Origin of the sequence: Bifidobacterium thermophilum (assembly GCF_037482445.1) — a bacterium.
Classification (GTDB): domain Bacteria; phylum Actinomycetota; class Actinomycetes; order Actinomycetales; family Bifidobacteriaceae; genus Bifidobacterium; species Bifidobacterium thermophilum_B.
In genome coordinates this window covers 144,542-169,107 of sequence record NZ_JBBHLY010000012.1, presented here as the reverse complement: position 1 = coordinate 169,107, position 24,566 = coordinate 144,542, and the positions used below count along the sequence as shown (strand labels likewise).

Here is a 24,566-nt window from a genome sequence, read left to right as displayed (position 1 = left end):
TGCATCGGCCGCTGCTATCTGTGCAGCCGTTATTCGCCCAGCACGCCCCCGACGATTGACGACACGATGGACATGATGAGCGAGCCGAGTACCGACCACCAGAACCCGTCGATGACCACGCCCACGTCGAAGAACGAGAAGGCGAGCCACGAGGCGAGTTCCATGAACAGCCAGTTGATCACCAACGCGACAAACCCGAAACTCAACACGGAGAAGGGCAGCGCCAGCAGGTGCACGACCGGTTTGATCGATGCGTTGATCAACGCCATGAACAGCGAGAATGCGGCGATGCCCAGGATCGGAGGTTCACCTTTCGCCTGCATGCCGGGCAGCACCGCCACCATGACACCGGCCGCGATAGTCAAGATCAGCCAATTGATGAGAAAGCGTTTCATGGGCACAGTCTACCGCACCTTACGGGTGATGTCGCGCCTCTAACCGCCGAATACGTGCGACAGCGCCTAGGAACACATTATTGCCCGCAGAATGCCTGGCGCATCATCACGGCGTAGGCATCACGGCCCTGCGGCGTCAGATGGGTGCCGTCATCATACAGGTATTCGCTGTGGCCTTCGCTGGTCCCGTACCAGTCGATGACCCCGACATTGGCATGATGGGAGGCGAAGGACCGGATGACAGCGTTATTGGGATCCTGCCACGACACCGGTACACGCAGCGTGAGGAAATACACCGGCTTGCCGCCGAAAGCGTCGACGATGTCTTGCAAGGTGGACTCGTCGCGGATCGGACCGTTGTCGCCCAGCGCGACGACCACCGCTTCACCGGCGGTACCCGCCGCAGCATGCTGGGCATAGATATCCGATGCGGTTCCCAGCTGGCGGCTGACCTGGGCGTCGATGATGGCCCGCGGCATGACCTGCTGCAGAGGTTCCGCAGCGCCCAAAGCCACGGAATCGCCGATAATCAGCGGGTCCGCCGAACATGCTCCCGCTGCGGCATCATATGTCCACTGGGTGAGCGGCATGCCCTTGGGGATTTTTTCCGCTTTCGGCGTCACCGAGGGGGCTGGCGACGGCTGCTTCGTGCCGCCGGCATGCGGGGTAGAGGATGCGGCAGCGTGACCGTCGGGCTTCTTCGCGCGGGGAGACGCCGCAGGTCTGCGGCGAAGCGGACCATGGAGCGACGAGCTGCTCCGCTCGGCGATCTCAGGGCGGAGCATGACCGCACGGCGATACGAGATTTCCCGCCAATTGGCGGGGACCAGGCCAAGTACCACCGCGGTGATGATACCCGTCATGGCGAGCACGCGGGCTGCAGGGCGCAGGGAGGAGACCGCTTCGGCAACCGTGGTGCTGAAACCGCGCCGGAGCGGGGACGATCCCGGCATGGCGGGAGTGGCGCTGGCGGAAACGGTACGGGCAGACGACGGAGCCTGCCCGCGCATACCGTCGTCGGCTTCGGCCGGATGCCCGCAAGAGGCTTCGCCCCTGGCGCCATACGTACGGGTCAACGGGCGTTCGACAAACCTGAACATCAACTCCGCCGCAGCAACCAGAATGAGGATTTCCACCAGCCATCCCCACCAAGGCAAATCGGCGGTACGCGTCGCCGGGTTCATCACTTCCAGCAGCGGGTAATGGATCAGATACAGTGCAAACGCCCGGGAACCGATTGCCGTTAGGGGCGCGCATCCCAGCAGCAGGTCGGTCAGCGAGCCGGCCGACGTGCATGCGTTGACAATACACGCCGATAACAGCGCGACACCGACGAACCCACCACGATACAGCCACGCGTCATCGCCGTGGACGGTACAGCATCCGACGGCCAGCATCAGGAGCGCAATCATCGCCGCGATATCCATCACGCCGACTCGAACCGGTCCGAGACCGCCTTGCCAGCTGAGCGCATGCGACAGCCGTGCAGGCATCCGCGGTGCACGTCGGGCATCACGGATGCTCGCCACGTCTTCGTGGATGAGCGCAAGCTCGGCGCCAACCAGCATTTCCGCGGCCCTCGTGTCCAAGCCGTAATATGCGCGAGCCGTATCGTCACCGTGCGCGGCAGCCCAGGCCATGGCGACGCCGGAGGCGATGATCATGAGCCACACCGCGCCGTGGAGCCATGCGCGCGAGCGGCACACCCGGTGCAACAGCCAAAGCAACGCCGTCCACACCATGGCGAATTGCATGATCACCGCGGTAAACCATAGGGGAGTGAACGGTGAGGGGAGTCCTGCCGCAGCGAAATACGGCACTTCCCGGAAGATATACACCCAGTTGATGGCAAACAGGGCCGCCGGCAGCGCATCCGCCTGTGTTTTCGGCAGCAGTGAGGGGGCGAACAGATAGATCAGCGGCACCGTCAGCGCGATCGAGGAGAGCAGCATCGGCCACAGCCGTATCAGCCGTTTGCGGATGACCGCCGCATAATCGAACCGTCCCGATTGCATCGCATGCTCGATGCCGCGCGTCATAAGGAACCCGGTGATCACGAAGAACACGGTGACCCCAAGGAACCCGCCGGCAAACGTGGAAGGAGAGGCATGATATACCACGATCGCGATGATCGCGAGGGCGCGAAGCCCGTCGATGCCGCGGAATCTCGATACTGTTCGCCTGTCCTGCGGTGAAACGGCGCTCTTGCCTATGCCGGCTGAACCTGCCAACGTGCTCCCTTTCCTCGTGCCGATGCGATAGACATTTCTACTGAGCACCGACGACGTAGCAGGCCGCGACACGCCGGCCACGGGATGATCCGCGCGCCGGGCGGCGATAGCATGGGGTGCATGAGGATTCACATCTATCTGGTCCGGCATGGGCAGACCTTCTTCAACCGGTACAACCGCCTGCAAGGCTGGTCGAACTCCCCGCTGACCGAGCAGGGGCTCGCCGACGCGGACACCGCGGCAGACAAGCTGGCCGACGTCCCATTCGCCGCCGCCTATTGTTCCGACACCACGAGGGCGGAACAGACCGCCCGTCGTATCCTCGATGTCAACGAGCAGCACGGCAATCCCCGCCCTCCTCTGATCGTCGACATGCATTTCCGTGAACAGTTCTACGGGTATTTCGAAGGGCAGGACATGTCGATGGCATGGTGGGCAGCCGGAGCTCCCCATGGTGCCGGAACATACCATGCCATCGTAGAGCGGTACGGCCTGTCCGCGACACGCGATTTTCTCAAGGAGGCGGACCCGTTCCACGATGCCGAATCGGATGCCCAGTATTGGGAGCGTATCGCCGGAGGATACGCGCTCATCGCATCGAACCGGGATTTGCATGACGGGGACTGCGTTCTGCAGATCTCGCACGGCAATACACTGCTCAGTCTGATGCAGCGCTTCGCACCCGAGGGGTATGACCTGTCCCGGCGCCCGGCCAATGGCAGTGTCACACGAATGGACCTTGACACTGAGCAGCCGTTCGCCCATGCTCTCAGCGTAGTGTCCTATAACGAGTAGCCTGAGACTGGCAGGTGTACGGCCATCCGGGCGGGCAGACCATGCCGTCTCACCCGGATACTAGGCTGGACGCGGTATTGTAAGCGCATGGTGCGCGTGAGCAGAAAGAGGTTCGCATGGGTGTCGGAGACGTCGCCGGGCTGATCGCGGCAATCGCATTCGCGATTCTTGTCGGTTTCCTCATCTACCCCCTGATCCGTCTGGGCAAGCTGTTCGACCAGATCGCCCTGACCGTCAAGGAATCGGGAGACCATGCCATTCCGGCACTTGACGAGGGCGTGACCACGGTCAAGCAGGTGAACAAATCCCTGGCCGACGTCAACAGGATTTCCGATTCCGCGTCGACGACCATGGGCAACATCAGCGCCCTGACCGATCTGTACGGATCCTTCCTCGGCAAGCCCGTCATCAAGGCGGCGTCGACCCTGTACGCCGTCAGATCCACAGCCCAGTCGTTCTTCTCGAAGAAATCCGGGCACCAGAGCGCACCGGTGAAGCCGGTTTCCGCGAAGCCGTCCGCCACGACGGCGAAGGCGGCGGCTTCCCAGGGCAAGGGGGCATGATGAAACGAACATTCTGGGTTGCAGTAGGCGTGGCCATCGGTGTGGTTGCAGTCGCCAAAGCACAGGCCTATGTCAAGGCGAACACGCCAGACAAGGCGAGGCAGTTCCTGCTTGGCCCCGACCAGGACAATGTCATGCAACGCACCCTCGCCGGGCTGATTGAAGAGTTCAACACCGCACGCAAGGCCCGTGAGGCCGAGCTTAACCGGCAATATTCAGGCATCGCGGAATAACAAGATACCCTGCCGACGAATCCTGCGCCATAATAATTCTCCCGGGCCCGCCGCCAATCATGCCGGGCCCATAACAACAACAAGGAGTTATCTCGCTTATGCGCACTGCAGACATCGCAAAGCGTTACCTCGACTACTTCGAGAAGAACGGCCATATGGTCGTGCCTTCGGCGTCCCTGATCTCGCCGAACCCGACGACCCTGTTCACTATCGCGGGCATGGTGCCGTTCATCCCGTATCTGCTCGGCGAGCAGACACCGCCGTCCAGGCGCATGGCATCCAACCAGAAGTGCGTGCGTACGCTGGATATCGACGAGGTCGGCAAGACCACGCGTCACGGCACCTTCTTCCAGATGCTGGGCAATTTCTCGTTCGGCGACTACTTCAAGGAAGAGGCCATCCATTATGCCTGGGAGCTGCTGACGACCCCGCAGGACAAGGGCGGGTACGGCTTCGACCCGGAGAAGCTGTGGGTCACGACCTATACCGACGATGAGGAAGCCCGCTCCATCTGGAAGAATGAAGGTTTCGACCCCGAGCACATGCAGGTGTTCGGCATGGAAGACAACTTCTGGACCACAGGCGGCCCCGGCCCCGGCGGTCCATGCTCCGAGATCTATGTGGATCGCGGTCCCGAATACGGCCGTGATGGTGGTCCAGCCGCGGATGAGACCCGGTTCATCGAGATCTGGGACCTCGTGTTCGAGAACTACGAGGTCGACAACGTCAAGTCCAAGACCGACCTGCATATCGTCGGCGAGCTTGAGCACAAGAACATCGATACCGGTGCCGGTCTGGAACGGCTTGCGTATCTGATGCAAGGCAAGCAGAACATCTACGAGACCGATGAGGTCTTCCCGGTCATCGAGGCCGCGCAGAAGCTCTCCGGACTGACATACGGCGAGAACGAGGATGCGGACGTGCGCTTCCGCGTCGTCGCGGACCATGTGCGCTCCGCCCTCATGATCATGTCCGACGGCGTACGCCCCAGCAATGTGGGCCGCGGCTACGTGCTGCGCCGTCTGCTGCGCCGCACCGTTCGCTCGATGCGCATGCTCGGCGTGCGCGACCATGTGCTGCCCACGCTCTTCCCGGTGTCCGAGGCGGCCATGGAGCCGAACTATCCCGAGCTCAAGGACACCTTCCATGATGTGTGCGAGTCCGCATACGGCGAGGAGGACGCGTTCCTGCGTACGCTGGAAAGCGGCACCACCATCCTCGATGTCGCCGTGAGCCAGGCCAAGAGCCAGCACGGCGAAGTCTCCGGCGAGGACGCGTTCAAGCTTCACGACACCTACGGCTTCCCGATCGAGTTGACCCTTGAGATGGCCCAGGAGCAGGGCGTCAAGGTCGATGAGGCGAAGTTCCGTGAACTCATGGCGGAACAGAAGTCCCGCGCACGTGCCGACGCCTTGAAGAAGCGCCACAACGTGGATCTGAGCGTCTACGACGATTTCAAGAAGACACTTGCCAAGCCGATCGATTTCCTTGGCTATACCGATTTCTCGAGCCGTTCCAAGGTCCTTGGCATCATGCAGGAAGGCAAGGGCTCCGTTCCGGCGGTGACCGGGCCGGCGAATGTCGAGGTCATCCTCGATCGCACGCCGTTCTATGCGGAATCCGGTGGCCAGCTCGCCGATCAGGGCGAGATCATCTCCGATGACGGCGCCGTACTTGAAGTGGACGACGTGCAGAAGCCGATCAAGGATCTCATCGTGCACCAGTGCCGTCTGACCGAAGGCACCCTGGTCGTCGGCGCGGACGTGAACGCCAATATCGACCTCAAGCGTCGTGGGGCCATCGCCCGCTCGCATACGGCCACCCACATGGTTCACAAGGCGCTGCGCGAGGAGCTTGGCCCGCAGGCGACCCAGCGTGGATCCGAGGATGCGCCGAACCGTCTGCGCTTCGACTTCCAGTGGTCCAAGGCTCCGAGCAAGGACGTGATGAACGCCGTCGAGGCGCGCGTCAACGATCGTCTGCGCGACAATCTGGCTGTCACCACGACCGAGATGAAGTTCGACGATGCCATCGCCCTCGGTGCGATGCACCTGTTCGGCGAGAAGTATGGCGATATCGTCCGGGTCGTCTCGATTGGCGAGGACGGCTGGAGCCGTGAGCTGTGCGGTGGCACCCATGTCGACCATGTCGGCAAGATCGGCCAGGTCAGCATCATGTCCGAGGCTTCGATCGGCCAGGGTGTACGCCGTGTCGATGCCGTGGTCGGCCAGGGCGCTTACGAATTCAACGCACGTGAACATGCGTTGGTCTCCCAGCTGTCCGACAAGCTCAATGCCCGTCCGGATGAGCTCGCGGAACGCGTCAACACGCTGCTCGCTAAGCTCAAGGAATCCGATCGCCGTCTCGCATCGATGTACGAGTCCCAGCTTGCCGCGGCAATCCCGCAGATCGTCGCCGACGCGCAGCATTCCGATGCCCCGGTGGCAGTCGCCGCGAAGAATGTCGGTCATTTCGGCTCCTTCGATGCACTGCGCAAGACCGTGCTCGATATCCGCGGCCGTCTGGGTGAGGATAAGCCGGTTGTCGTCGCCCTCGCCGGCGTCAATGCCGACGACAAGCCGATGGTGGCCGTGGCTACCAACGACGCCGCCCGCAAGTCGGGCATCAAGGCCGGCGATCTGGTCCGTGGCGCGTCCAAGGTGCTTGGCGGTGGTGGCGGCGGCAAGCCGGACTTCGCCCAGGGCGGCGGCGCTGACGTGAGCAGGATCGATGCAGCGCTTGAGTCGTTGCGTAACGAGGCGATGAGAGGCTGACCACACGCATGGTGTGGCTTGGAGTCGATCTCGGTGCAGCCCGGGTCGGACTGGCGTTGTCCGACCCGGAGCTTACCTTCGCACACCCGATTGGCAATATCCGTGTCCATGGCGACGCCATGGAAGCCGTCGATGACGTCATCGATATCATCGAACGTGAACATGTCGATCATGTAGTGGTCGGCATGCCGCTGCTTCTGAGCGGCAATACAGGGCAGAGCGCGAAAAAAGCCCGGCGGTGGGTCCATGAGCTCATCGCCCGCATGATTGAATATCGTGACACCGGCCAGTTGCATATCAGCGACATCCCGTTGGTCGAACTGCATGATGAGCGGTTGACCACGGTCACCGCGCATCGACAGTTGTGCGACGTGCGTATCACGGCTCGAGGGCACAGGCCGATGGTGGACCAGCAGTCCGCGGTGTTGATTCTGCAGTCCGCCCTCGATACCGCAAGGACAGAGGATGCCGCACGTGCGGAAGGAGGGCGGCACGATGAAGCGCAGCCCGACAAGGCAGGGGAGAGGAACGGACATGGCAGATGATTTTCGAGATTTTTTCGAGGAACGTTCGCAATGGACTGATCCCGATTCGTCGGTATCGTCTGGCGGATCCCCGCATGACGCCGACTCAGGGGCGGCGCAGGACGCCCCCCGCTCAAGACGGGAGATCCGCAAGTCCAAGGAGCGCAAGCGAACCCAGCTGCTGACACGAATCATCGCCATTGTCGTTGTCGTCGCAGTAATCATAGGTCTCGCATGTGTTGGGTACAGCAAGCTCAGGTCCTGGCGTGAAGCCCGAGAGAAGGCGTCGCAGGCGTTGACCGCCGACTATCCGGGACCGGGCAGCGGCAAGGTGGAATTCACCGTGGAAAGCGGAGAAGGGCCGGCCGAGGTCGGCAACAAGCTGGTCAAGGCCCAGATCGTCAAATCGCAGGGCGCGTTCACCAGCGCGGTCGCGGCGAACAACAGCACGTTGTACCCGGGAACGTATGAACTCAAGAAGCATATGGCCTCGGCCGACGTCGTCGCGATTCTCTCCGACCAGTCCAAGGCGACCGGTTTCTTGCAGGTCAAGGCAGGCGAACGGGTGTCCCAGGTGATTGCCGATGCGGCACGGCTGTCGGGAATCAGCGCGGATGATTTCAACGCGGTGATCAACGGCGGCGGTGCGGGCATCCTGCCGGACGAAGCCGGAGGCAAGTTCGAGGGGTGGTTCGAGCCAGGTACCTACAACGTGAAGAACCGCGGCTCGGCAAGCGAAATCATCAAGGAGATGGTCGACAAGCGCATCGAGAAACTCGATGCCCTCGGCGCCCCGACCGGTGCGGACCGCCAGAAGATGCTGATCATGGCATCCATCGCGGAATCCGAGGTGAACTCCGATGAATACTACGGCAAGGTCGTACGTGTCATTCTCAACCGTATCGCCAAGAACATGCCGCTCGGCATGGATTCCACGGTCGCCTACGGTTTGGGGACGACCGCGGACAAGCTGACTGACGCCATGCTGGCGGATGCCTCGAACCCGTACAACACGCGAGTGAACCAGGGGCTGCCGCCGACACCGATTAGTAATCCGGGGGAGTCCGCCATCAAGGCGGCGATGAACCCGCCTGAAGGCGACTGGCTGTACTTCGTCACGGTCAATCTGACCACGGGCGAGACGAAATTCGCCGCGACCGAGGACGAGTTCTGGAAGCTGCGTGACGAGTACAAGAGCTCGAACAGCAACGCGTACTGATACTCGCGTGCCTGTCTGCGATGTCCATATAGGAGACAGTCACGCGCGCAAGGGACGGGTTGCCGCTATCATTCGAGAAGCCGCAAGGTTGTGGCACAGAACGTGGAGATACCGACAGCAAAGGAGACGACATGTTGCGTTGGCAGACCGCAGGTGAGTCGCATGGTGAGGCGCTCGTCGCGATGATGGAGGGGCTGCCTGCCGGCGTGCAGGTCACCACGAAGGACATCTCCGAGGCGCTTGCCCGTCGCCGTCTGGGCTACGGCCGCGGCGCCCGCATGAAATTCGAGCAGGACCAGGTCCGTTTGCTGACCGGTGTACGCCACGGTTCCACGCTCGGTTCACCGATTTCCATTGAGATCGGGAACACCGAATGGCCCAAGTGGACCGAGGTGATGAGTGCCGATCCACTCGACCATGAATTGCCGGCCACAGGTCGCAATGCGCCGTTGAGCCGTCCCCGCCCGGGACACGCCGATCTGACCGGCATGCGCAAGTACGGGTTCACCGATGCCCGTCCGATCCTCGAGCGTTCCAGTGCGCGGGAGACCGCATCACGCGTGGCTTTGGGTGCCGTCGCTGCGAAGTTCCTCGAACAATCGCTGTCCATCCGCACCGTGGCACATGTCATTTCCATCGGAGGGGAGGGCATCGACGAGGACCAGCCGCTTCCGCTTCCTGACGATGTCGAGGCATTGGACCAATCTCCGGTCCGCACTTTGGACAAGGAAGCCGAACGGCGCATGATGGAGCGGATCGATGAGGCGAAAACCGCCGCTGATACGCTGGGCGGCGTGATTGAAGTGATTGCCTATGGCGTGCCCGCGGGCCTTGGCACGTATGTGGAGTCTGACCGGCGTCTCGATGCTGCCTTGGCGGGCGCCCTCATGGGAATCCAGGCCATCAAGGGCGTCGAGATCGGTGACGGGTTCAAGGAGGCGGACCGTCCTGGCTCCCAGGCGCATGATGAGATCGTCGTCAATGACGATGGCCGGATCAGCCGGTTGAGCAACCGCGCGGGCGGGATCGAGGGCGGCATGTCCAACGGCGAGCCACTCCGCGTCCGCGCCGCGATGAAGCCTATTCCGTCGATTCCCAAGGCGCTTCGCACGGTGGATGTGCTCACCGGTGAACCTGCGCAGGCGATCAACCAGCGTTCGGACAATACCGCGGTGCCTGCGGCTTCGGTGGTCGCCGAGGCCATGGTCCGCCTGACCTTGGCGAAGTTCGTCCTGGAGAAGTTCGGTGGAGACAGCGTCGCGGAGACCCGTCGCAATGCCGAGGCCTATATCGCCTCATGGCCGGAGCATCTGCGTTGAGCGGCAACGGTGCCCGTTCGTACGTAGACATCCGTGAACAGCGATACATGAGGTGAAGTGATATGGTCCAGCATCATCGCCGGCATGAGCGCAGGCGCGACCATGCAGATCGCAGCAATATGAGGCACGCAGGGACCGCCCGCCGGCATGGCGCGACACCGGTTCCTCCAGTCGCCGTCATCATCGGCATGCCCGGCGCCGGTAAAACCAGGATCGGCGGGGAAGTGGCGCAGATGCTCGGCGTACGCTTCACTGATTCCGACGAGGTGATCGAGTATCGCTCCGGCATGCGCATCCCAGAGTATTTCGAACGATACGGTGAGCCTGGTTTCCGCGCGTTCGAATGCGAGGTGATCCAAGATCTGCTCCATTCCGCGGGTGGCATCCTGTCACTCGGCGGGGGAGCGCCGATGACGGCGAAAGTCCAGGACGCGTTGTCCTCGTACATCGCCGATGGCGGGAAAGTGGTCTACCTGCAGGCCGATCCACGTGAGGCGATGGAACGTGCCCGCCGTGGCGGGAACCGTCCGATGCTGGCGGGGGACGCCGACGCGAAATGGCGTGCCCTGTACGAGGTACGTGACCCGGTATTCCGTCAGATCGCGAATGTGCAGGTGCGTACCCATGGATCGTCGCCGCAACATGCGGCAAGGAAGGTGATGGATATGGTCATGGAGCATGACGTGCATGTCACGGGCGCGGCCATCACGCCGTATGACGTGCGCATCGGGGTAGGGACGTCGAATCATCTCGCCGAGGTGCTGGGGGACAGGCCTGTCAAGGTCGCGCTCATCCACACGGCCCCGGTACAGCGGCATTCGGATCGCGCCCGCGCCCTGCTTCGCCAGGGAGGCTACGAGGTCAGTGACATCGTGATTCCCGACGCTGAGGCAGGCAAGACCATCGAGGTGGCCAACGGCATATGGCAGCGTCTGGGTGATGAGGGATTCACCCGTTCCGATGCCGTGGTCGGCCTTGGCGGCGGGGCCGCCACCGACCTTGCCGGCTTCGTCGCCGCGACGTGGATGCGTGGTATCCGGTATGTCAACTGCCCGACCTCGCTGCTGGCGATGGTGGATGCGTCCACGGGAGGGAAAACCGGCATCAACACGCCGCAAGGCAAGAACCTGGTCGGCTCGTTCTATACGCCGGCCGGTGTGTTGGCCGATATGCGCGCGCTGGAGACCCTGCCGAACGACATCTTCATCGAAGGCCTGGGCGAGGTGGCGAAATCCGGTTTCATCCGCGACCCGCAGATCCTGGCCATCCTCGAGGAGCATGCCGATGAACTGCGTGCGTTCGACGGCGGCACGTTCCTGGGTTCCCCGCTCGAGGACGTAGTCGCCGAACTGATCGAGCGTACGGTCACCGTCAAGGCGTACCACGTCTCCAATGACCTGCGTGAGGCAGGATTGCGTGAGTTCCTCAACTATGGCCATACCCTGGGTCACGCCATCGAGCAGATCGAACATTTCAAGTGGCGTCACGGCAATGCCGTAGCGGTCGGCTGTGTGTTCGCCGCCGAACTGTCACATATCCTCGGATATATCGACCAGGAACTCGTCGATTATCACCGTGATCTGCTTGGTTCCTTGGGATTGCCGGCGTCATGGGGCGGTGGTGACTGGCAGAGCGTCCTGGCGCTCATGCACCGGGACAAGAAGGCACGCGGCAACACCTTGCGTTTCGTCATTCTCGACGGCATCGGCCATCCGATCCATCTGGACAATCCGCCGATTGAAGCGGTCCACGAGGCATTCGGACGGATTCGCCCGGCACAGTGACGCGGCAGACGTTCGCTCGCCCAATACCGTTTGGAGCAGAAAGGAAATCACATGACACGTCATGTCCTTGTTGTCAATGGGCCGAATCTTGGCCGTCTTGGCGTCCGCCAGCCTGATGTGTACGGCCATCAGGACCTTGAGACCCTGCGCGAGGATTGCGAACAGTGGGGGCGCGATCTTGGCCTGGATGTCGAGGTACGGCAGACCGATGACGAGGCTGAGATGATCCACTGGATGCATGAGGCCGCCGATGGCGCGATACCCGTGGTGATGAACCCTGCCGCCTTCACACATTACAGCTACGGGCTCGCCGACGCCGCCCACATGGTCGGCGATGCCGGGGCGCCGCTGATGGAGGTGCATATCTCCAATCCAGCGTCACGCGACGAATTCCGCAAACGCAGCGTGATCTCCCCGGTGGCGACCGGTACAATCACCGGGCTTGGATTCTTCGGCTACAAGCTCGCCCTCGAGGCGATCGCCCATATCGTGGGCGAATAGCCGGATATGCCTGATGCGACTTGGGGCGGGGCCATGACCGGTTCCCGCCCCAAGTCGTTGAACCGACGTTGGCTGTGACAACGTTTTCCGCGCAATCGCAACGATGCGAACGTCCAACTAGTGAAATAACAATGCCAATACAGCCTCTAACGGGCTGTTTCCTTGATTTTCAGCGCGTTTCGCTGCCGCGTTGTCCTCGCGAAATATTCACGTTATCATAGAAATGTCTAAGTACAAACGTATGCAATCCCTATGTCGGGAACTCCGTAGGCCGTCACAGCCGATGTGACGGGAGGCATACCACCGCCACACAAGGATGCGTGCAATCCAGTACGGTCACCCGTGTGAGGCGTTCTCACAGTTGAGAATTGGAAGGATATATGGCCATACAACGATTCAGTTCAGCAGCCAAGCGGGCCTTCGGCGCCGCTGTCTGCGCGGCGATGGTCCTCGGCTCGGGCGCTCTCGTCCTGCCGTCCATCGCCCAGGCCGGAGACACCTCGGGTTCCTCCGGCTCAAGCTCCACCACCTCATCCAATGTTTCCGCGGCGAACGCGGCGGATTGGGTGAACAGCGATGTCCAGGTCATCGCGTTCCAGCAGACCTGGAACACCATCGCCAAGGAATGCAAGGACACCTACGGCCCCGAAGGCGTGGGCTATGTCGAAGTGTCCCCGCCACAGGAATCCATCACGGGAAGCTCGTGGTGGACCTCATACCAGCCGGTGAGCTACAAGCTCGATTCGAAGCTGGGCACTGAAGAGGAATTCAAGAACATGGTCACCGTCTGCAAGGCGCAGGGCGTAGGCATCATCGCCGACGTGGTCATGAACAACACCGCGGCCCCAAGTACGGACGGCAAGGTCACTACCTACACCGGCACGAATGGCAGCGAGTACACACCCGATACCGGTTCGTTCCCGGGATTCGCGACATCCACGTATCCTGACGGTTTGACTGCATCGGACTTCCACTCGTGCACCAAGCAGATTGCGGATTATAAGAATCAGGAAGAAGTCCAGCAATGCCGTCTGTCTGGCATGCTTGATTTCGATTCCGAATCCGACAAGGTGCAGGATATCGAAGCCGACTATATGGCCCGCATGTACAACTACGGCGTAATCGGATTTCGTATCGACGCCGCCAAACACATCAACACCGACAGCCTCCACGCGCTGAAAGCCAAACTTGCGCAGAAGATCGGCAAGAACGCCGCCGATATCTACTGGATCCAGGAGGTCATCGGCAATGGCTCCGAAGCCGCTGGCATCCAGCCGCCGCATTATACACAGAACGGTACGGTGACCGAATTCGGATTCAAGAGCGAGATGAGCCAGGCGTTCAACAACAACGTCACTTCGCTCAAGGACTTGGCCAAGCGACTGAGCGGCGACCTATCAAGCAACGATGCGAACGTATTCGTCACCAACTGGGACACCGAGCGCAACGACGGCACCATCACGTACAAGGACAGCGGCAAGTACCAGCTGGCCAACGCGTTCATGCTCGCCTATGGCTACGGCACCCCGCGCTTGATGTCCGGGTACAAGTTCGATAGCAAAGACTCCGGAGCCCCCGGCGCGACCGAAACCAAGGTCCCGGATGTCGATATGGCCAAGGCCTGCGCCACCAACGGAGGAGACTGGAACTGCGAGCAGCGCTGGACCTCCACGCGTGGCATGATCGCTTTCCACAACTACGTCGGCGACGCCACGACCTCACCGGTCAAGGACTGGCAGTCCAACGGCAACGACAGCATCGCCTTCTCCCGCGGCACCAAGGGCTTCCTGGCGCTCAACAACAGCGCCAAGGCGCTTGACGTCACTTACGACACGACGCTGCCGGACGGCGAATACTGCAATGTGTTTACCGTACAGGATTGCTCCCAGACCGTGACCGTTTCCGACGGCAAGGTCAAGACCACCATCCCGGCACGTTCGGCGATCGCCCTGTACGGCGGCGCCACCAAGGCCAGTCACCCGGCAGCCTCGGCGACCACCGACCCATCCGACCCGAAGGTCGAGATCAAGGACGAGGCCGTCAAACCCACCGACACCACACTCACGGTGTATTACAAGAACACAGAGAAGTATGCGACGCCGAACATCTACTACGGTGTCGGTGGCGACTGGAGTGCCGCGGCCAACAAGCCGATGACGTATGATTCCGGTACAGGCTACTGGAAATACACCATCGACACGGGTGGCAAGAACATCAGCTACGTGTTCAACGACGGTGGATCCAACTGGGATAACCCGACCGGCGGCGGGAATTACGAAGCCGCCGTGGGCATCATCCAGGAAACGGTCGCCGACCACGCCAGCACTATCGGCGCTCCCCGTGCGTATCACGAGGACGGCAAGACCCGTCTCGTCGTCCACTACAAGGCGCCCGCCGGCGACAAGGCGCGTGCCCTGTGGGTGTGGGGATCGAATTCCAACACCTCAGCGAGCCTTGACGGCCAGCAGATCGAGTTCTCCGGCACCGATTGCTGGGGCGAAGTCGCCAATGTAACCTTCGACGGCACGTACACCGATTTCGGTGTCATCGTCAAGGGCAAGGACGATTGGGACAAAGTCGGCCAGAACGACCGCAATGTGAAGGTCGCTGCCGACGGCACCGCCGAGGTCTGGGTGGACGGTACCGCCTCGGACCTCGAGCAGACGCTCACCGCCGCCCCGGCCGACTACGTCAGCTCCTGCAAGGGGTATGACGTGGACATCACCGTGCACTACTACCGAGACGACGGCCTGTACTTCAACGCCGGCGACACGACGAACAAGACCCCGCAGTGGGACCTGTGGACGTGGTCAGGTTCCGGCAGCGTCAATTCGCAGCAGAACCTCACCAGTCATGATGACTGGGGTGAAATCAGCACGTGGACGCTGAAAAACTACAAGTATCCCACCGACACGTCATCTGGAGCCAGTGACATCGGCTTGCTACGCCGCTACGGTGGCGATGCCTGGGTCAAGGAACCTGATGGCGGAGACCACTTCATTCCGGTCGACTCCATGGTGTTCGACTCCGCCACCAAGACCGGCAAGGCTGAGGTCTGGCTGGTCGCCGGCGACCCGACCGTCTACACCGCACAACCGTCCCTGACCGTTTCGGTGCGCAGCGCGGAAATCGCCGATGCCAAGAAGATCACCGCCAAACTCAGCGGCGAACCTTCCGGCGAGGTGACCGCGACTGTCACAGACGAAAACGGCAAAACCGTTGAGGTTGCCGATGTGAAAGCCGACAAGGCGACCGTGACCGTCACCACGAAGGACGATCTCGCCGTCGATGGCGCGTACACCGTGACCGTGACCAACGACAAGGGCGATAAGATCGGTTCCGCCACTGCGGTTGCCGGTGCCATCGTGCGCACCGACGATTTCGACAAGACCTACGCCTACGACGGTGATGATCTTGGTGCCACATGGACCAAGAGCAAGACCACCTTCAAGGTGTGGGCTCCGACCGCCAAGGGCGTGGACCTGGTCGTCTACAAGTCCGACACGAGTGCGGACGCCGACCAGGCGTACACCTCGCCGATGGCCAAGGGCGACAAGGGCGTCTGGAGCGTCGCCATCGACGGCGACCTGAAGGATACCGCCTACCAGTACCGCCTCACCTTCGCCGACGGCACGGTGAACTATTCGCCGGATCCGTATGCGACCGCGGCTGTGGTCAACGGCAAGCGTTCCGTGGTGCTGTCCGACACGGAGAAGTCCATCAAGGACTTCAACCGCATGCCGTCCTTCGGCTCGTCGTCCAACGCGGTGATTGCCGAGACCCACATCCGCGATCTGACCAAGAACGCCAACTCCGGTGTGTCCGAAGCCAACCGCGGCAAGTACCTCGGTGTTGTCGAAGCTGGTACCAAGAATTCTCAAGGCAAGGCGACTGGCCTTGACTACCTCAAGCAGCTTGGCATCACCCACGTGCAGATCCAGCCGATGTTCGACTATGCGAGCGTCGACGAAACCAAGGCGCTGGATGATTCCAACTACAACTGGGGGTACGACCCGGAGAACTACAACGTGCCGGAAGGCTCGTACTCGTCTAACGCGAGCGATCCCGCCACGCGAATCGTCGAAGCCAAGGAAATGGTCAACGGGCTGCACAACAACGGCCTGCGCGTCATCATGGATGTGGTCTACAACCATGTGGCCGACGCCTCGACGAACCCGTTCAACCTCACTGTCCCGGGATACTACTTCCGGTACAATGCGGACGGCTCCATGGTCAACAACTCCGGCTGCGGCAACGACACCGCCTCCGAACGGGCGATGATGCGCAAGTACATCGTCGATTCGGTCACGTATTGGGCGAAGAACTACAATATCGACGGCTTCCGCTTCGACCTCATGGGTCTCGAGGATCTCGAAACCATGAAGGCGGTGCGCGCGGCCCTCGACAAGATCGATCCGGGCATCATCATCGTCGGCGAAGGCTGGGATATGAATTCCACGATGGACAAGTCCAAGATGTCCATCCAGCCCAACGCCTACGAGCTGGACAACACCGGATTCAACGGCACCAAGACCGGTTCGACTGTCTCGTTCTTCAACGATTCGATCCGTGACGGTCTCAAGGGCTCCGTGTTCTCCGACACCGACACCGGCTTCGTTTCCGGCAAGGCGGACCAGGAGAAGCTGATCCTGCACAATATGCTCGGCTGCCCGTATGACACGAGCGAAGGCGCCACCACGTGCTGGAACGGCAATGCGCAGGACCACTACCAGACCGCCTCCCAGGTGGTCCAGTACGCGGAAATCCACGACAATCTGACGCTGTACGACAAGCTCGTCAAGTCGGTGCCGAACGACGACGAGGCGACACGCACCAAGCGCGCCGAACTCGCCGATTCCGCGGTGTTCCTGTCGCAGGGCATCTCCGAGATCCAGCTCGGCCAGGAGTTCCTGCGCACCAAGAACGGGGACGGCAACAGCTACAAGTCCGGCGACTCGGTCAACGCCATCGATTGGGATCGTCTCAATGACGCGAACTACGGCGCGAACGCCGACTATGTCAAGGGCCTGATCGCCCTGCGCAAGAAGGTTGCGGCGTTCCGTATGTCCAGCTACGACCAGATTGCGCAGAACACCAAGGTCCTTGAGGCCAAGGATGGTGTGGTCGCCTATCAGGTCAAGGATGATGCCGGCACATACGTGGTCATCCTCAACGCCAATGAGACCGACACCAAGGTTTCCGGCCTGACCGCGGGCGACTACAAGCTGCTCGTCGCCGACGGCTCGGTCACCACCGATGCCGCCAAGGCGAAGACCGCTTCAGTCACCGATGATGGCTACACCGCCGCCGCATTGTCCGCGACCGTGCTCGCCTACGCGCCGAAGAGCGCCACGGATGAGCCGGGCAACAACTCCGGCAACGCCAACGGTGCAAAGACCGACAGCAACAAGGCTGCCGCGCAGGCCGCCGACACGTCCGCGAACCTCGCGAAGACGGGTGCTTCGGTCGCCGGCGCCATCCTCGTGTGCCTCGCACTGGCCTTGGCTGGCGCGATGTCACTAGCAGGGGAGCGCAAGGCCAAGCACGGTGCCTCCCGTGACTAACTTGCCCCACAATGCCTAGCCTGACTCCGTGTCAGGCGGGCTCCACCAACGGGTGACGAACGTATGACAACGTTCGTCACCCGTTGTCGTTGTCATGCACTGGTGTGTGCTCCCGATATACGCACCGTCCACCACCGGATGCGAACGTTTGCATGGCGTAGCCGCCCGTCATACAATGCTGTCAGCCCATCCAACGGAGGAACCCATGAAACAACGCATCAGGACCATACTGGTCGCCGTGCTGTGCATCGCTGTCAGCGCAGGCCTTACCGTAGCGACATTCCGCACGCCTACCGGCATCGCCGCCGATTTCGATCCGGCAAGCTACCGCAGCGACGTCATCGTGACCATGTTCCAGGCCAACTGGAAATCGGTCGCCAAGGAATGCACCGATACGCTCGGTCCCGAAGGCGTCGCGTACGTGCAGGTCTCCCCGCCGCAGGAATCCATCAAGGGGACCCAATGGTGGACGTCATACCAGCCGGTGAGCTACAACCTCAATTCCAAGGAAGGGACCGAACAGGAGTTCAAATCCATGGTCGCCACCTGCAAGGCCGCGGGTGTGGGGGTCATCGCCGACGCCGTCATCAACCACACCACCGGCGTAGGCCAGGGCAGCGGTACCGGCACGGGCGGCAGCTCGTACGATGCAGATGGCGACTTTCCTGCCATCGGGTACACGGCGAAGGATTTCCATACCTGCGATACCGATGTCATCAATTACACCGACCAGGAGAACGTGCAGAATTGCCGTGTCACCGGATTGCAGGACCTCGACACGTCATCCGCCCATGTACGGGACACGCTCGCTTCGTATTTCGCCAAACTCTTGACTTACGGCGTAGCCGGCTTCAGGGTGGATGCCGTCAAACACATCTCCAACACGGACGTTCTCGCCATCAAGAAGCTCGTGGCGCAGAAGACCGGACGTTCCCTGGACGACATCTGGTGGATGCAGGAGGTCATCGGCAATGTGAATGAAGCCGCAGCCATCCAGCCGAAGAACTACACGCGTTCCGGACAGGTTTCCGAATTCCAGTACGCCTACCAGCTCAAGACTTTCTTCTCGAATTCACTGGTCGGTGGCACCAAATCAATCAAGGACATTACGAGCAATCTGGTACCGAGCGATGACGCCGCGATTTTCGTCACCAACTGGGATACGGAACGCAACGGCATGACCCTGACATACCGCGACGAGAACTCCTATCTGCTGGCCAACGCCTTCATGCTCGCCTACCCGTACAGCATGCCGAACATCTTCTCCGGCTACGAATACGAGAAATCGGATGACGGCGCCCCCGGTGCGACCAAGACATCCGTCCCGGACACCACATGCGGCACCGAATCCGATTGGACATGCACCCAGCGGTGGACCGCGATTCGTGGCATGATCGGCTGGCATAATGTCGCCGGGTCGGCGCGTATGACCGACTGGCATGATGACGGCGATAATGTCATCGGCTTCGGCCGCGGCGACCGGGCCTACATCGTGATCAACAACGGCGAGAACGACGCCACCGTGTCGTATGCCACGTCGATGCCCGCCGGCGACTACTGCAATGTCTACGCGAGCGGCGACTGCTCGTCGAGGGTGCATATCGGCATCGACGGCAAACTCAACGTGACCGTGCCCGCCGGTTCGGCCGTGGCCATCCATATCGCTGCCACACCCTCCACCTGGCAGGGCACCACCGCCCGCAACGCCACCGACCCGGATTGGTACGGAAACTGACTGATTTCTTTGCCGGCTGGCAGATCCGCGGTGTTCGTGGCTCGCAGTTACCGCGGATCTGCCAGCTGACAGAGGCGCTTCCGCCGCGGAATCTCAATTTCTCTTGGCAGACGCCTGCTGATGCGAGATGTTCAGACTTTGTTCTCAACATCTCGCACAATCTAGTCTCACGGTTGAGAAATCGGGATTCTCACTGAGCTGTCTTTCTCGCCGACTCAACGAAACACGCCGGGTCATGACGAGATGATAGATTGGAGTTCCATGGCAAGAAGACAACATGGCAATGCATCGGAACACGTCACCAAGCATATTTTCGTCACCGGGGGCGTGGTTTCCTCCCTCGGCAAGGGGCTGACCGCCTCCTCACTCGGACGCCTGCTACGCAGCCGCGGCATCCGCGTCCTTCAGCAGAAACTCGATCCTTACATCAACGTCGATCCTGGCACGATGAACCCGTTCCAGCACGGTGAGGTCTATGTCACCGAGGACGGCGCCGAAACCGATCTTGACATCGGCCACTATGAGCGCTTCCTCGATGTCTTCCTCAGCCAGAAGGCGAACGTCACCACCGGCCAGATCTACCAGTCCGTACTGCGCAAGGAACGCGCAGGCGAGTATCTGGGCCAGTGCGTGCAGGTGATCCCGCACATCACCAACGAGATCAAAAGCCGTATGCGCGCCCAGGCCGCGGACGACGTCGACGTGATCATCACCGAAATCGGTGGCACGGTCGGTGATATCGAATCCCAGCCGTTCCTCGAGGCCGCACGCCAGGTGCGCCGCGAACTCGGCCCGGAGAACTGCATGTTCGTGCATGTTTCCCTGGTGCCCTACATCTCCGCCGCCCACGAGCTGAAAACCAAGCCGACCCAGCATTCCGTCATGATGCTGCGCCAGCTGGGCATCACCCCGGATGCGCTCGTGCTGCGCTCCGACCGCCCGCTCAACCAGTCCATCAAGGACAAGATCTCGCTCATGTGCGATGTCGACTCCGAGGGCGTGGTCAACTGCGTGGATGCACCGAGCATCTACGACGTGCCGAAGATCCTGTTCGACGAGGGCCTGGACGCCTACGTCGTGCGCGAACTCGGCCTGCCGTTCCACGATGTCGATTGGGCAGAGTGGGAGGATCTTCTCGAGCGTGTCCACCACCCCAAGCATGAGGTGAACGTCGCAATCGTCGGCAAGTACATCGACCTTCCGGACGCCTACCTGTCCGTCACCGAGGCAATCAAGGCCGGCGGTTTTGCCAACTACGCCAAGGTCAATGTCAAGTGGGTCGCGGCCGATTTGTGCGAGACCTGGGAAGGCGCGAAGGCGGCGCTCAACAATGTCGACGGCATCGTGATCCCCGGCGGTTTCGGCATCCGTGGCATCGAAGGCAAGATCGGCGCGCTGAAGTTCGCCCGCGAGACTGGTCTGCCGGCGCTCGGCCTGTGCCTCGGCCTCCAGTCCATGGTCATCGAGTATGCGCGCGACGTGCTCGGCCTTGAGGACGCGAACTCCACCGAGTTCGAGCCGGATTGCAAGAACCCGGTCATCGCCACGATGGAAGAGCAGAAGGACATTGTCGCCGGTCACGGCGATATGGGCCACACCATGCGCCTGGGCTCCTACCCGGCGAACCTCGAGGAGGACTCGCTGGTCGCGCAGCTGTACGGCAGCACCCATGTGACCGAACGCCATCGTCACCGCTATGAGGTCAACGTCAACTACAAGCAGCAGCTGCGTGACGGCGGCCTGCGGATTTCCGGCGAAAGCCCGGATGGTGAGCTCACCGAGTTCGTGGAGCTCCCGCAGGATGTCCACCCGTTCTACGTGGGCACGCAGGCGCACCCGGAGTTCAAGTCCCGCCCGACACGCCCGCACCCGCTGTTCGCGGGGCTGGTCAAGGCGGCCCTGGACCATCAGGCGGCCGATCAGGACTGACCGGAGTCATAGCCGACTGCGCCAACTGCCGACTTGGCTGACTGGCATATGCCGAAAGCGCCTGCACGACCATGTGCAGGCGCTTTCGTTTCGACACGCCCGTCCATATCACTATCCGGTTTCGCATGAGGCGTAGTTCGGACAACCCCTAGTGTTTTCCGCCCCGGTCTGTTAGGTTAGCGGTTGGAACAACGAATGAATGGAGGCAGCGTACGGTGGCGAGCGAACACACACCAAACGCCGCGGAAGACGTGGAGATGAGCCAGTATGTGGCTGACCGTTCCCGCGTCAACGAGGACAAGATCAAACAGGACGACGAGATCATCAGCCAGTTCGGTGATTACAACTACGGCTGGCATGATTCCGACGCCGCCGGCGAGGCAGCGAAAAAAGGCATCGACGAGAACGTCGTCAGGGCCATTTCCGCCGACAAGCATGAGCCGCAATGGATGCTTGATATGCGCCTGCGCGGCTACAAGGCTTTCGTCGACAAGCCGATGCCCTCGTGGGGCGTTGATCTGAGCGGGTTCAACGCGGACGATTTCAAGTATTATGTCAAACCGCTCAAGGAACAGGCGAAGCGTTGGGAGGATCTTCCCGACGACATCCGCAACACCTACGACAAGCTCGGCATCCCGGAAGCCGAAAAGAAGCGGCTGGTTTCCGGCGTCGCGGCGCAGTACGAGTCCGAGGTCATCTACAATTCCATCCGCGACGATCTGAAGAAGCAGGGCGTGATCTTCGTCGATACCGATACCGCCGTTCGCGAATACCCTGATCTGGTACGCAAGTATTTCGGCAAGGTCGTGCCTCCTGAAGATAACAAGTTCGGCGCCTTGAACACCGCGGCTTGGTCGGGTGGCTCGTTCGTGTACGTGCCGAAAGGCGTGCATGTGGACATTCCGCTCCAGGCCTATTTCCGCATCAACACGCCGAATATGGGCCAGTTCGAACGCACGCTCATCATCGCGGACGAAGGCTCCTACGTGCATTACGTCGAGGGCTGCACCGCGCCGATCTACTCCACGGACTCGCTGCATGCCGCCATCGTCGAGATCGTCGTCGAGAAGCATGCACGCGTGCGCTACACCACGGTGCAGAACTGGTCGAACAACGTGTACAACCTCGTCACCCAGCGCGCCTATGTCCGTGAGGGCGGCACGATGGAATGGGTCGATGGCAATATCGGTTCCAAGGCCACCATGAAATACCCGGCGTGCATCCTCGCCGAACCGTATGCCAAAGCTTCCACCATGTCCCTGGGCTTCGCCGGCAAGGGGCAGTATCAGGATACAGGCGCGAAGATGATCCATCTCGCCCCCCACACCAGCTCCACGATCGTGGCCAAATCGATTTCCCGCGGCGGCGGCCGTTCCGCCTACCGTGGACTCGTCAAGATCGTTGATGGCGCCGAAGGTTCGAGCTCGTCGGTCGTGTGCGACGCCCTGCTGGTGGATGATTTCTCCCGCTCCGACACGTATCCGCATGTCGATGTGCGCGAGGACGACGTGTCGATGGCCCATGAGGCTACTGTTTCCAAGGTCTCCGAAGACCAGCTGTTCTACCTCATGAGCCGTGGTCTCGAAGAGAAGGAGGCCATGGGCATGATCGTCCGCGGCTTCGTCGAGCCGATCAGCCGCGAGCTGCCCATGGAATACGCGCTGGAACTCAACCGGCTCGTCGAATTGCAGATGGAAGGATCGGTAGGCTGATCCATGGCAGAACAAGAGCAGAACACAATGCAAAACGTGCAGGACGTACAATCGCAAACCCAGCCGACGGACACGGAGATCAAGGTCCCGCAGGCCGACCCGCATGACCCGTATGCATTCCCGGCGGCCATGCCGTCGAGCGCGGACCGTGAACCGCGTTCCTTCGAGGTGAGCGCCTTCAAGCAGCCGACACGCAAGCAGGAGGATTGGCGATACACGCCAATCGAGCGCATCGAGGAATTCTTCGATGTGTTCGAACCGAGCGGCAAGACGAGCATCGAAGTCACCGATACCGAAGGCAATCCCGTAGATTCCTCGCATGTCGAGGTATCGCAGGTCGCCATGGGGGAGCAGCCCTCGGGAACCGTGATGATGCCGAATGACCGTGTTTCCGCGGTCGAATGGGCCAGCGGCAAGACGGCGACCGTGGTACGGTTGCGCGGCGAGATCGACACGCCGGTGCTCGTACGCATCCACGGCGGCGGTGACGAGCTTGATGCGGTGCATCTGGTTATTGAGGCCGAGGACCGCGCGCACGGCGATATCATCGTCGAGCATGACGGTCTCGCCCATATCGCCGAAGGCGTGGAAATCGCGACAGGTGCGGATTCCCATATCTCCACGACCTTCGTGCAGGAATGGGACAAGGGCTCCAAGCATGTGGGCAACCATCGTATCCGTGTCGGGGCGGGAGCCTCGTTACGCCATTCCGTGGTGACGCTCGGCGGTGACGTCGTGCGCATCCGCATGGATCAGGATTTCGGCGGTGCCCAGGGCGATCTCAACATGCTCGGTATCTATTTCGCCGATCCCGGCGAGCATATCGAGCACCGGACGATGGTCGTGCATAACTACCCCGAATGCAAGTCCCGTGTCGTCTACAAGGGCGCGTTGAGCGGCAAGGGAGCGCATTCCACATGGGTGGGCAACGCGCTCATCGAGCCCACGGCACCCGGCACCGACTCCTACGAGCTCAACAGGAATCTGGTGCTCACGCCGGGCGCCATCGCGGATTCCGAGCCGAATCTGGAGATCGAGAACGGCAATATCATCGGGGCAGGCCATGCCAGCTCCGTCGGCCGATTCGATGACGAGGAGCTGTTCTACCTCGAATCCAGGGGTATCAGCGAAACCGAGGCGCGCAAACTGGTGGTCCAGGGATTCTTCGCGGAACTCGTCGAGGAAATCGGCGTGCCCGTGATCGCGCAGCATCTGATGAACGTGATCGACCGTCGCCTGGCACGAGGCGAAAACGCGGCCATGCAAGCCGTATTGGAGGAAAAGTAAT

Annotated in this window: 16 protein-coding genes; 14 read left to right on the top strand and 2 right to left on the bottom strand. The window is 61.4% G+C overall.

What is annotated here, in order from left to right; genetic code table 11:
- Window positions 1-29: 29 nt before the first annotated feature.
- Entirely contained in the window at window positions 30-395 is a 366-nt protein-coding gene (locus WD012_RS07745; protein WP_339563240.1) for a phage holin family protein, read from the bottom strand.
- Between the two features lie 77 nt (window positions 396-472).
- Window positions 473-2,626: an acyltransferase family protein gene (locus WD012_RS07740; protein WP_339563170.1), complete on the bottom strand. Its 2,154-nt coding sequence runs from the start codon at window positions 2,624-2,626 to the stop codon at window positions 473-475.
- Window positions 2,627-2,746: 120 nt separating this feature from the next.
- On the opposite strand from WD012_RS07740, the gene WD012_RS07735 reads away from it, so the two are divergent.
- The 14 genes from WD012_RS07735 to sufD all read left to right on the top strand — a co-directional run bounded on the left by WD012_RS07735 (window position 2,747) and on the right by sufD (window position 24,565).
- Window positions 2,747-3,421: a histidine phosphatase family protein gene (locus WD012_RS07735; protein WP_339563169.1), complete on the top strand. Its 675-nt coding sequence runs from the start codon at window positions 2,747-2,749 to the stop codon at window positions 3,419-3,421.
- A 116-nt stretch (window positions 3,422-3,537) separates the two neighbouring features.
- A complete protein-coding gene (locus tag WD012_RS07730) occupies window positions 3,538-3,984 on the top strand; it encodes a DUF948 domain-containing protein (RefSeq protein ID WP_339563168.1) in 447 nt (148 codons plus the stop codon).
- Window positions 3,981-4,217 carry a hypothetical protein gene (locus WD012_RS07725; protein ID WP_339563167.1) on the top strand — a complete coding sequence of 79 codons (237 nt, stop codon included), beginning with the start codon at window positions 3,981-3,983 and terminating at the stop codon, window positions 4,215-4,217. The genes WD012_RS07730 and WD012_RS07725 overlap by 4 nt, the downstream gene beginning before the upstream one ends.
- A gap of 98 nt (window positions 4,218-4,315) precedes the next feature.
- On the top strand, window positions 4,316-6,991 hold the full coding sequence (gene alaS, locus WD012_RS07720) for an alanine--tRNA ligase (protein WP_339563166.1): 2,676 nt from the start codon (window positions 4,316-4,318) through the stop codon (window positions 6,989-6,991).
- A gap of 8 nt (window positions 6,992-6,999) precedes the next feature.
- The gene (gene ruvX, locus WD012_RS07715; protein WP_339563165.1) at window positions 7,000-7,536 is read left to right on the top strand and encodes a Holliday junction resolvase RuvX; all 537 of its coding nucleotides are present in this window, start codon (window positions 7,000-7,002) and stop codon (window positions 7,534-7,536) included.
- Complete coding sequence (gene mltG, locus WD012_RS07710; RefSeq protein WP_339563164.1) at window positions 7,526-8,734, top strand: endolytic transglycosylase MltG; 1,209 nt, start codon at window positions 7,526-7,528, stop codon at window positions 8,732-8,734. The genes ruvX and mltG overlap by 11 nt, the downstream gene beginning before the upstream one ends.
- 131 nt (window positions 8,735-8,865) lie before the next feature.
- Window positions 8,866-10,053, top strand: a complete 1,188-nt coding sequence (gene aroC, locus WD012_RS07705; protein ID WP_339563163.1) for a chorismate synthase — start codon at window positions 8,866-8,868, stop codon at window positions 10,051-10,053.
- A 119-nt stretch (window positions 10,054-10,172) separates the two neighbouring features.
- Window positions 10,173-11,837: a bifunctional shikimate kinase/3-dehydroquinate synthase gene (locus WD012_RS07700; RefSeq protein WP_339563162.1), complete on the top strand. Its 1,665-nt coding sequence runs from the start codon at window positions 10,173-10,175 to the stop codon at window positions 11,835-11,837.
- A 51-nt stretch (window positions 11,838-11,888) separates the two neighbouring features.
- On the top strand, window positions 11,889-12,338 hold the full coding sequence (locus WD012_RS07695) for a type II 3-dehydroquinate dehydratase (RefSeq protein ID WP_339563161.1): 450 nt from the start codon (window positions 11,889-11,891) through the stop codon (window positions 12,336-12,338).
- A 380-nt stretch (window positions 12,339-12,718) separates the two neighbouring features.
- The gene (pulA, locus tag WD012_RS07690) at window positions 12,719-17,902 is read left to right on the top strand and encodes a type I pullulanase (RefSeq protein ID WP_339563160.1); all 5,184 of its coding nucleotides are present in this window, start codon (window positions 12,719-12,721) and stop codon (window positions 17,900-17,902) included.
- A 205-nt stretch (window positions 17,903-18,107) separates the two neighbouring features.
- The gene (locus tag WD012_RS07685; RefSeq protein ID WP_339563159.1) at window positions 18,108-19,637 is read left to right on the top strand and encodes an alpha-amylase; all 1,530 of its coding nucleotides are present in this window, start codon (window positions 18,108-18,110) and stop codon (window positions 19,635-19,637) included.
- Between the two features lie 261 nt (window positions 19,638-19,898).
- A complete protein-coding gene (locus WD012_RS07680) occupies window positions 19,899-21,566 on the top strand; it encodes a CTP synthase (protein WP_339563158.1) in 1,668 nt (555 codons plus the stop codon).
- 257 nt (window positions 21,567-21,823) lie between these two features.
- Window positions 21,824-23,278: a Fe-S cluster assembly protein SufB gene (sufB, locus tag WD012_RS07675; protein ID WP_422614387.1), complete on the top strand. Its 1,455-nt coding sequence runs from the start codon at window positions 21,824-21,826 to the stop codon at window positions 23,276-23,278.
- A 27-nt stretch (window positions 23,279-23,305) separates the two neighbouring features.
- On the top strand, window positions 23,306-24,565 hold the full coding sequence (gene sufD, locus WD012_RS07670; RefSeq protein WP_339563239.1) for a Fe-S cluster assembly protein SufD: 1,260 nt from the start codon (window positions 23,306-23,308) through the stop codon (window positions 24,563-24,565).
- Window position 24,566 lies beyond the last annotated feature (1 nt).

Bases quoted from the DNA above. Each gene is read 5' to 3' on its own strand.
- WD012_RS07745 (WP_339563240.1), bottom strand. From the start codon at position 395: ATGAAACGCTTTCTCATCAATTGGCTGATCTTGACTATCGCGGCCGGT.
- WD012_RS07735 (WP_339563169.1), top strand. From the start codon at position 2,747: ATGAGGATTCACATCTATCTGGTCCGGCATGGGCAGACCTTCTTCAAC.
- WD012_RS07730 (WP_339563168.1), top strand. From the start codon at position 3,538: ATGGGTGTCGGAGACGTCGCCGGGCTGATCGCGGCAATCGCATTCGCG.
- WD012_RS07725 (WP_339563167.1), top strand. From the start codon at position 3,981: ATGATGAAACGAACATTCTGGGTTGCAGTAGGCGTGGCCATCGGTGTG.
- alaS (WP_339563166.1), top strand. From the start codon at position 4,316: ATGCGCACTGCAGACATCGCAAAGCGTTACCTCGACTACTTCGAGAAG.
- ruvX (WP_339563165.1), top strand. From the start codon at position 7,000: ATGGTGTGGCTTGGAGTCGATCTCGGTGCAGCCCGGGTCGGACTGGCG.
- mltG (WP_339563164.1), top strand. From the start codon at position 7,526: ATGGCAGATGATTTTCGAGATTTTTTCGAGGAACGTTCGCAATGGACT.
- aroC (WP_339563163.1), top strand. From the start codon at position 8,866: ATGTTGCGTTGGCAGACCGCAGGTGAGTCGCATGGTGAGGCGCTCGTC.
- WD012_RS07700 (WP_339563162.1), top strand. From the start codon at position 10,173: ATGAGGCACGCAGGGACCGCCCGCCGGCATGGCGCGACACCGGTTCCT.
- WD012_RS07695 (WP_339563161.1), top strand. From the start codon at position 11,889: ATGACACGTCATGTCCTTGTTGTCAATGGGCCGAATCTTGGCCGTCTT.
- pulA (WP_339563160.1), top strand. From the start codon at position 12,719: ATGGCCATACAACGATTCAGTTCAGCAGCCAAGCGGGCCTTCGGCGCC.
- WD012_RS07685 (WP_339563159.1), top strand. From the start codon at position 18,108: ATGAAACAACGCATCAGGACCATACTGGTCGCCGTGCTGTGCATCGCT.
- WD012_RS07680 (WP_339563158.1), top strand. From the start codon at position 19,899: ATGGCAAGAAGACAACATGGCAATGCATCGGAACACGTCACCAAGCAT.
- sufB (WP_422614387.1), top strand. From the start codon at position 21,824: ATGAGCCAGTATGTGGCTGACCGTTCCCGCGTCAACGAGGACAAGATC.
- sufD (WP_339563239.1), top strand. From the start codon at position 23,306: ATGCAAAACGTGCAGGACGTACAATCGCAAACCCAGCCGACGGACACG.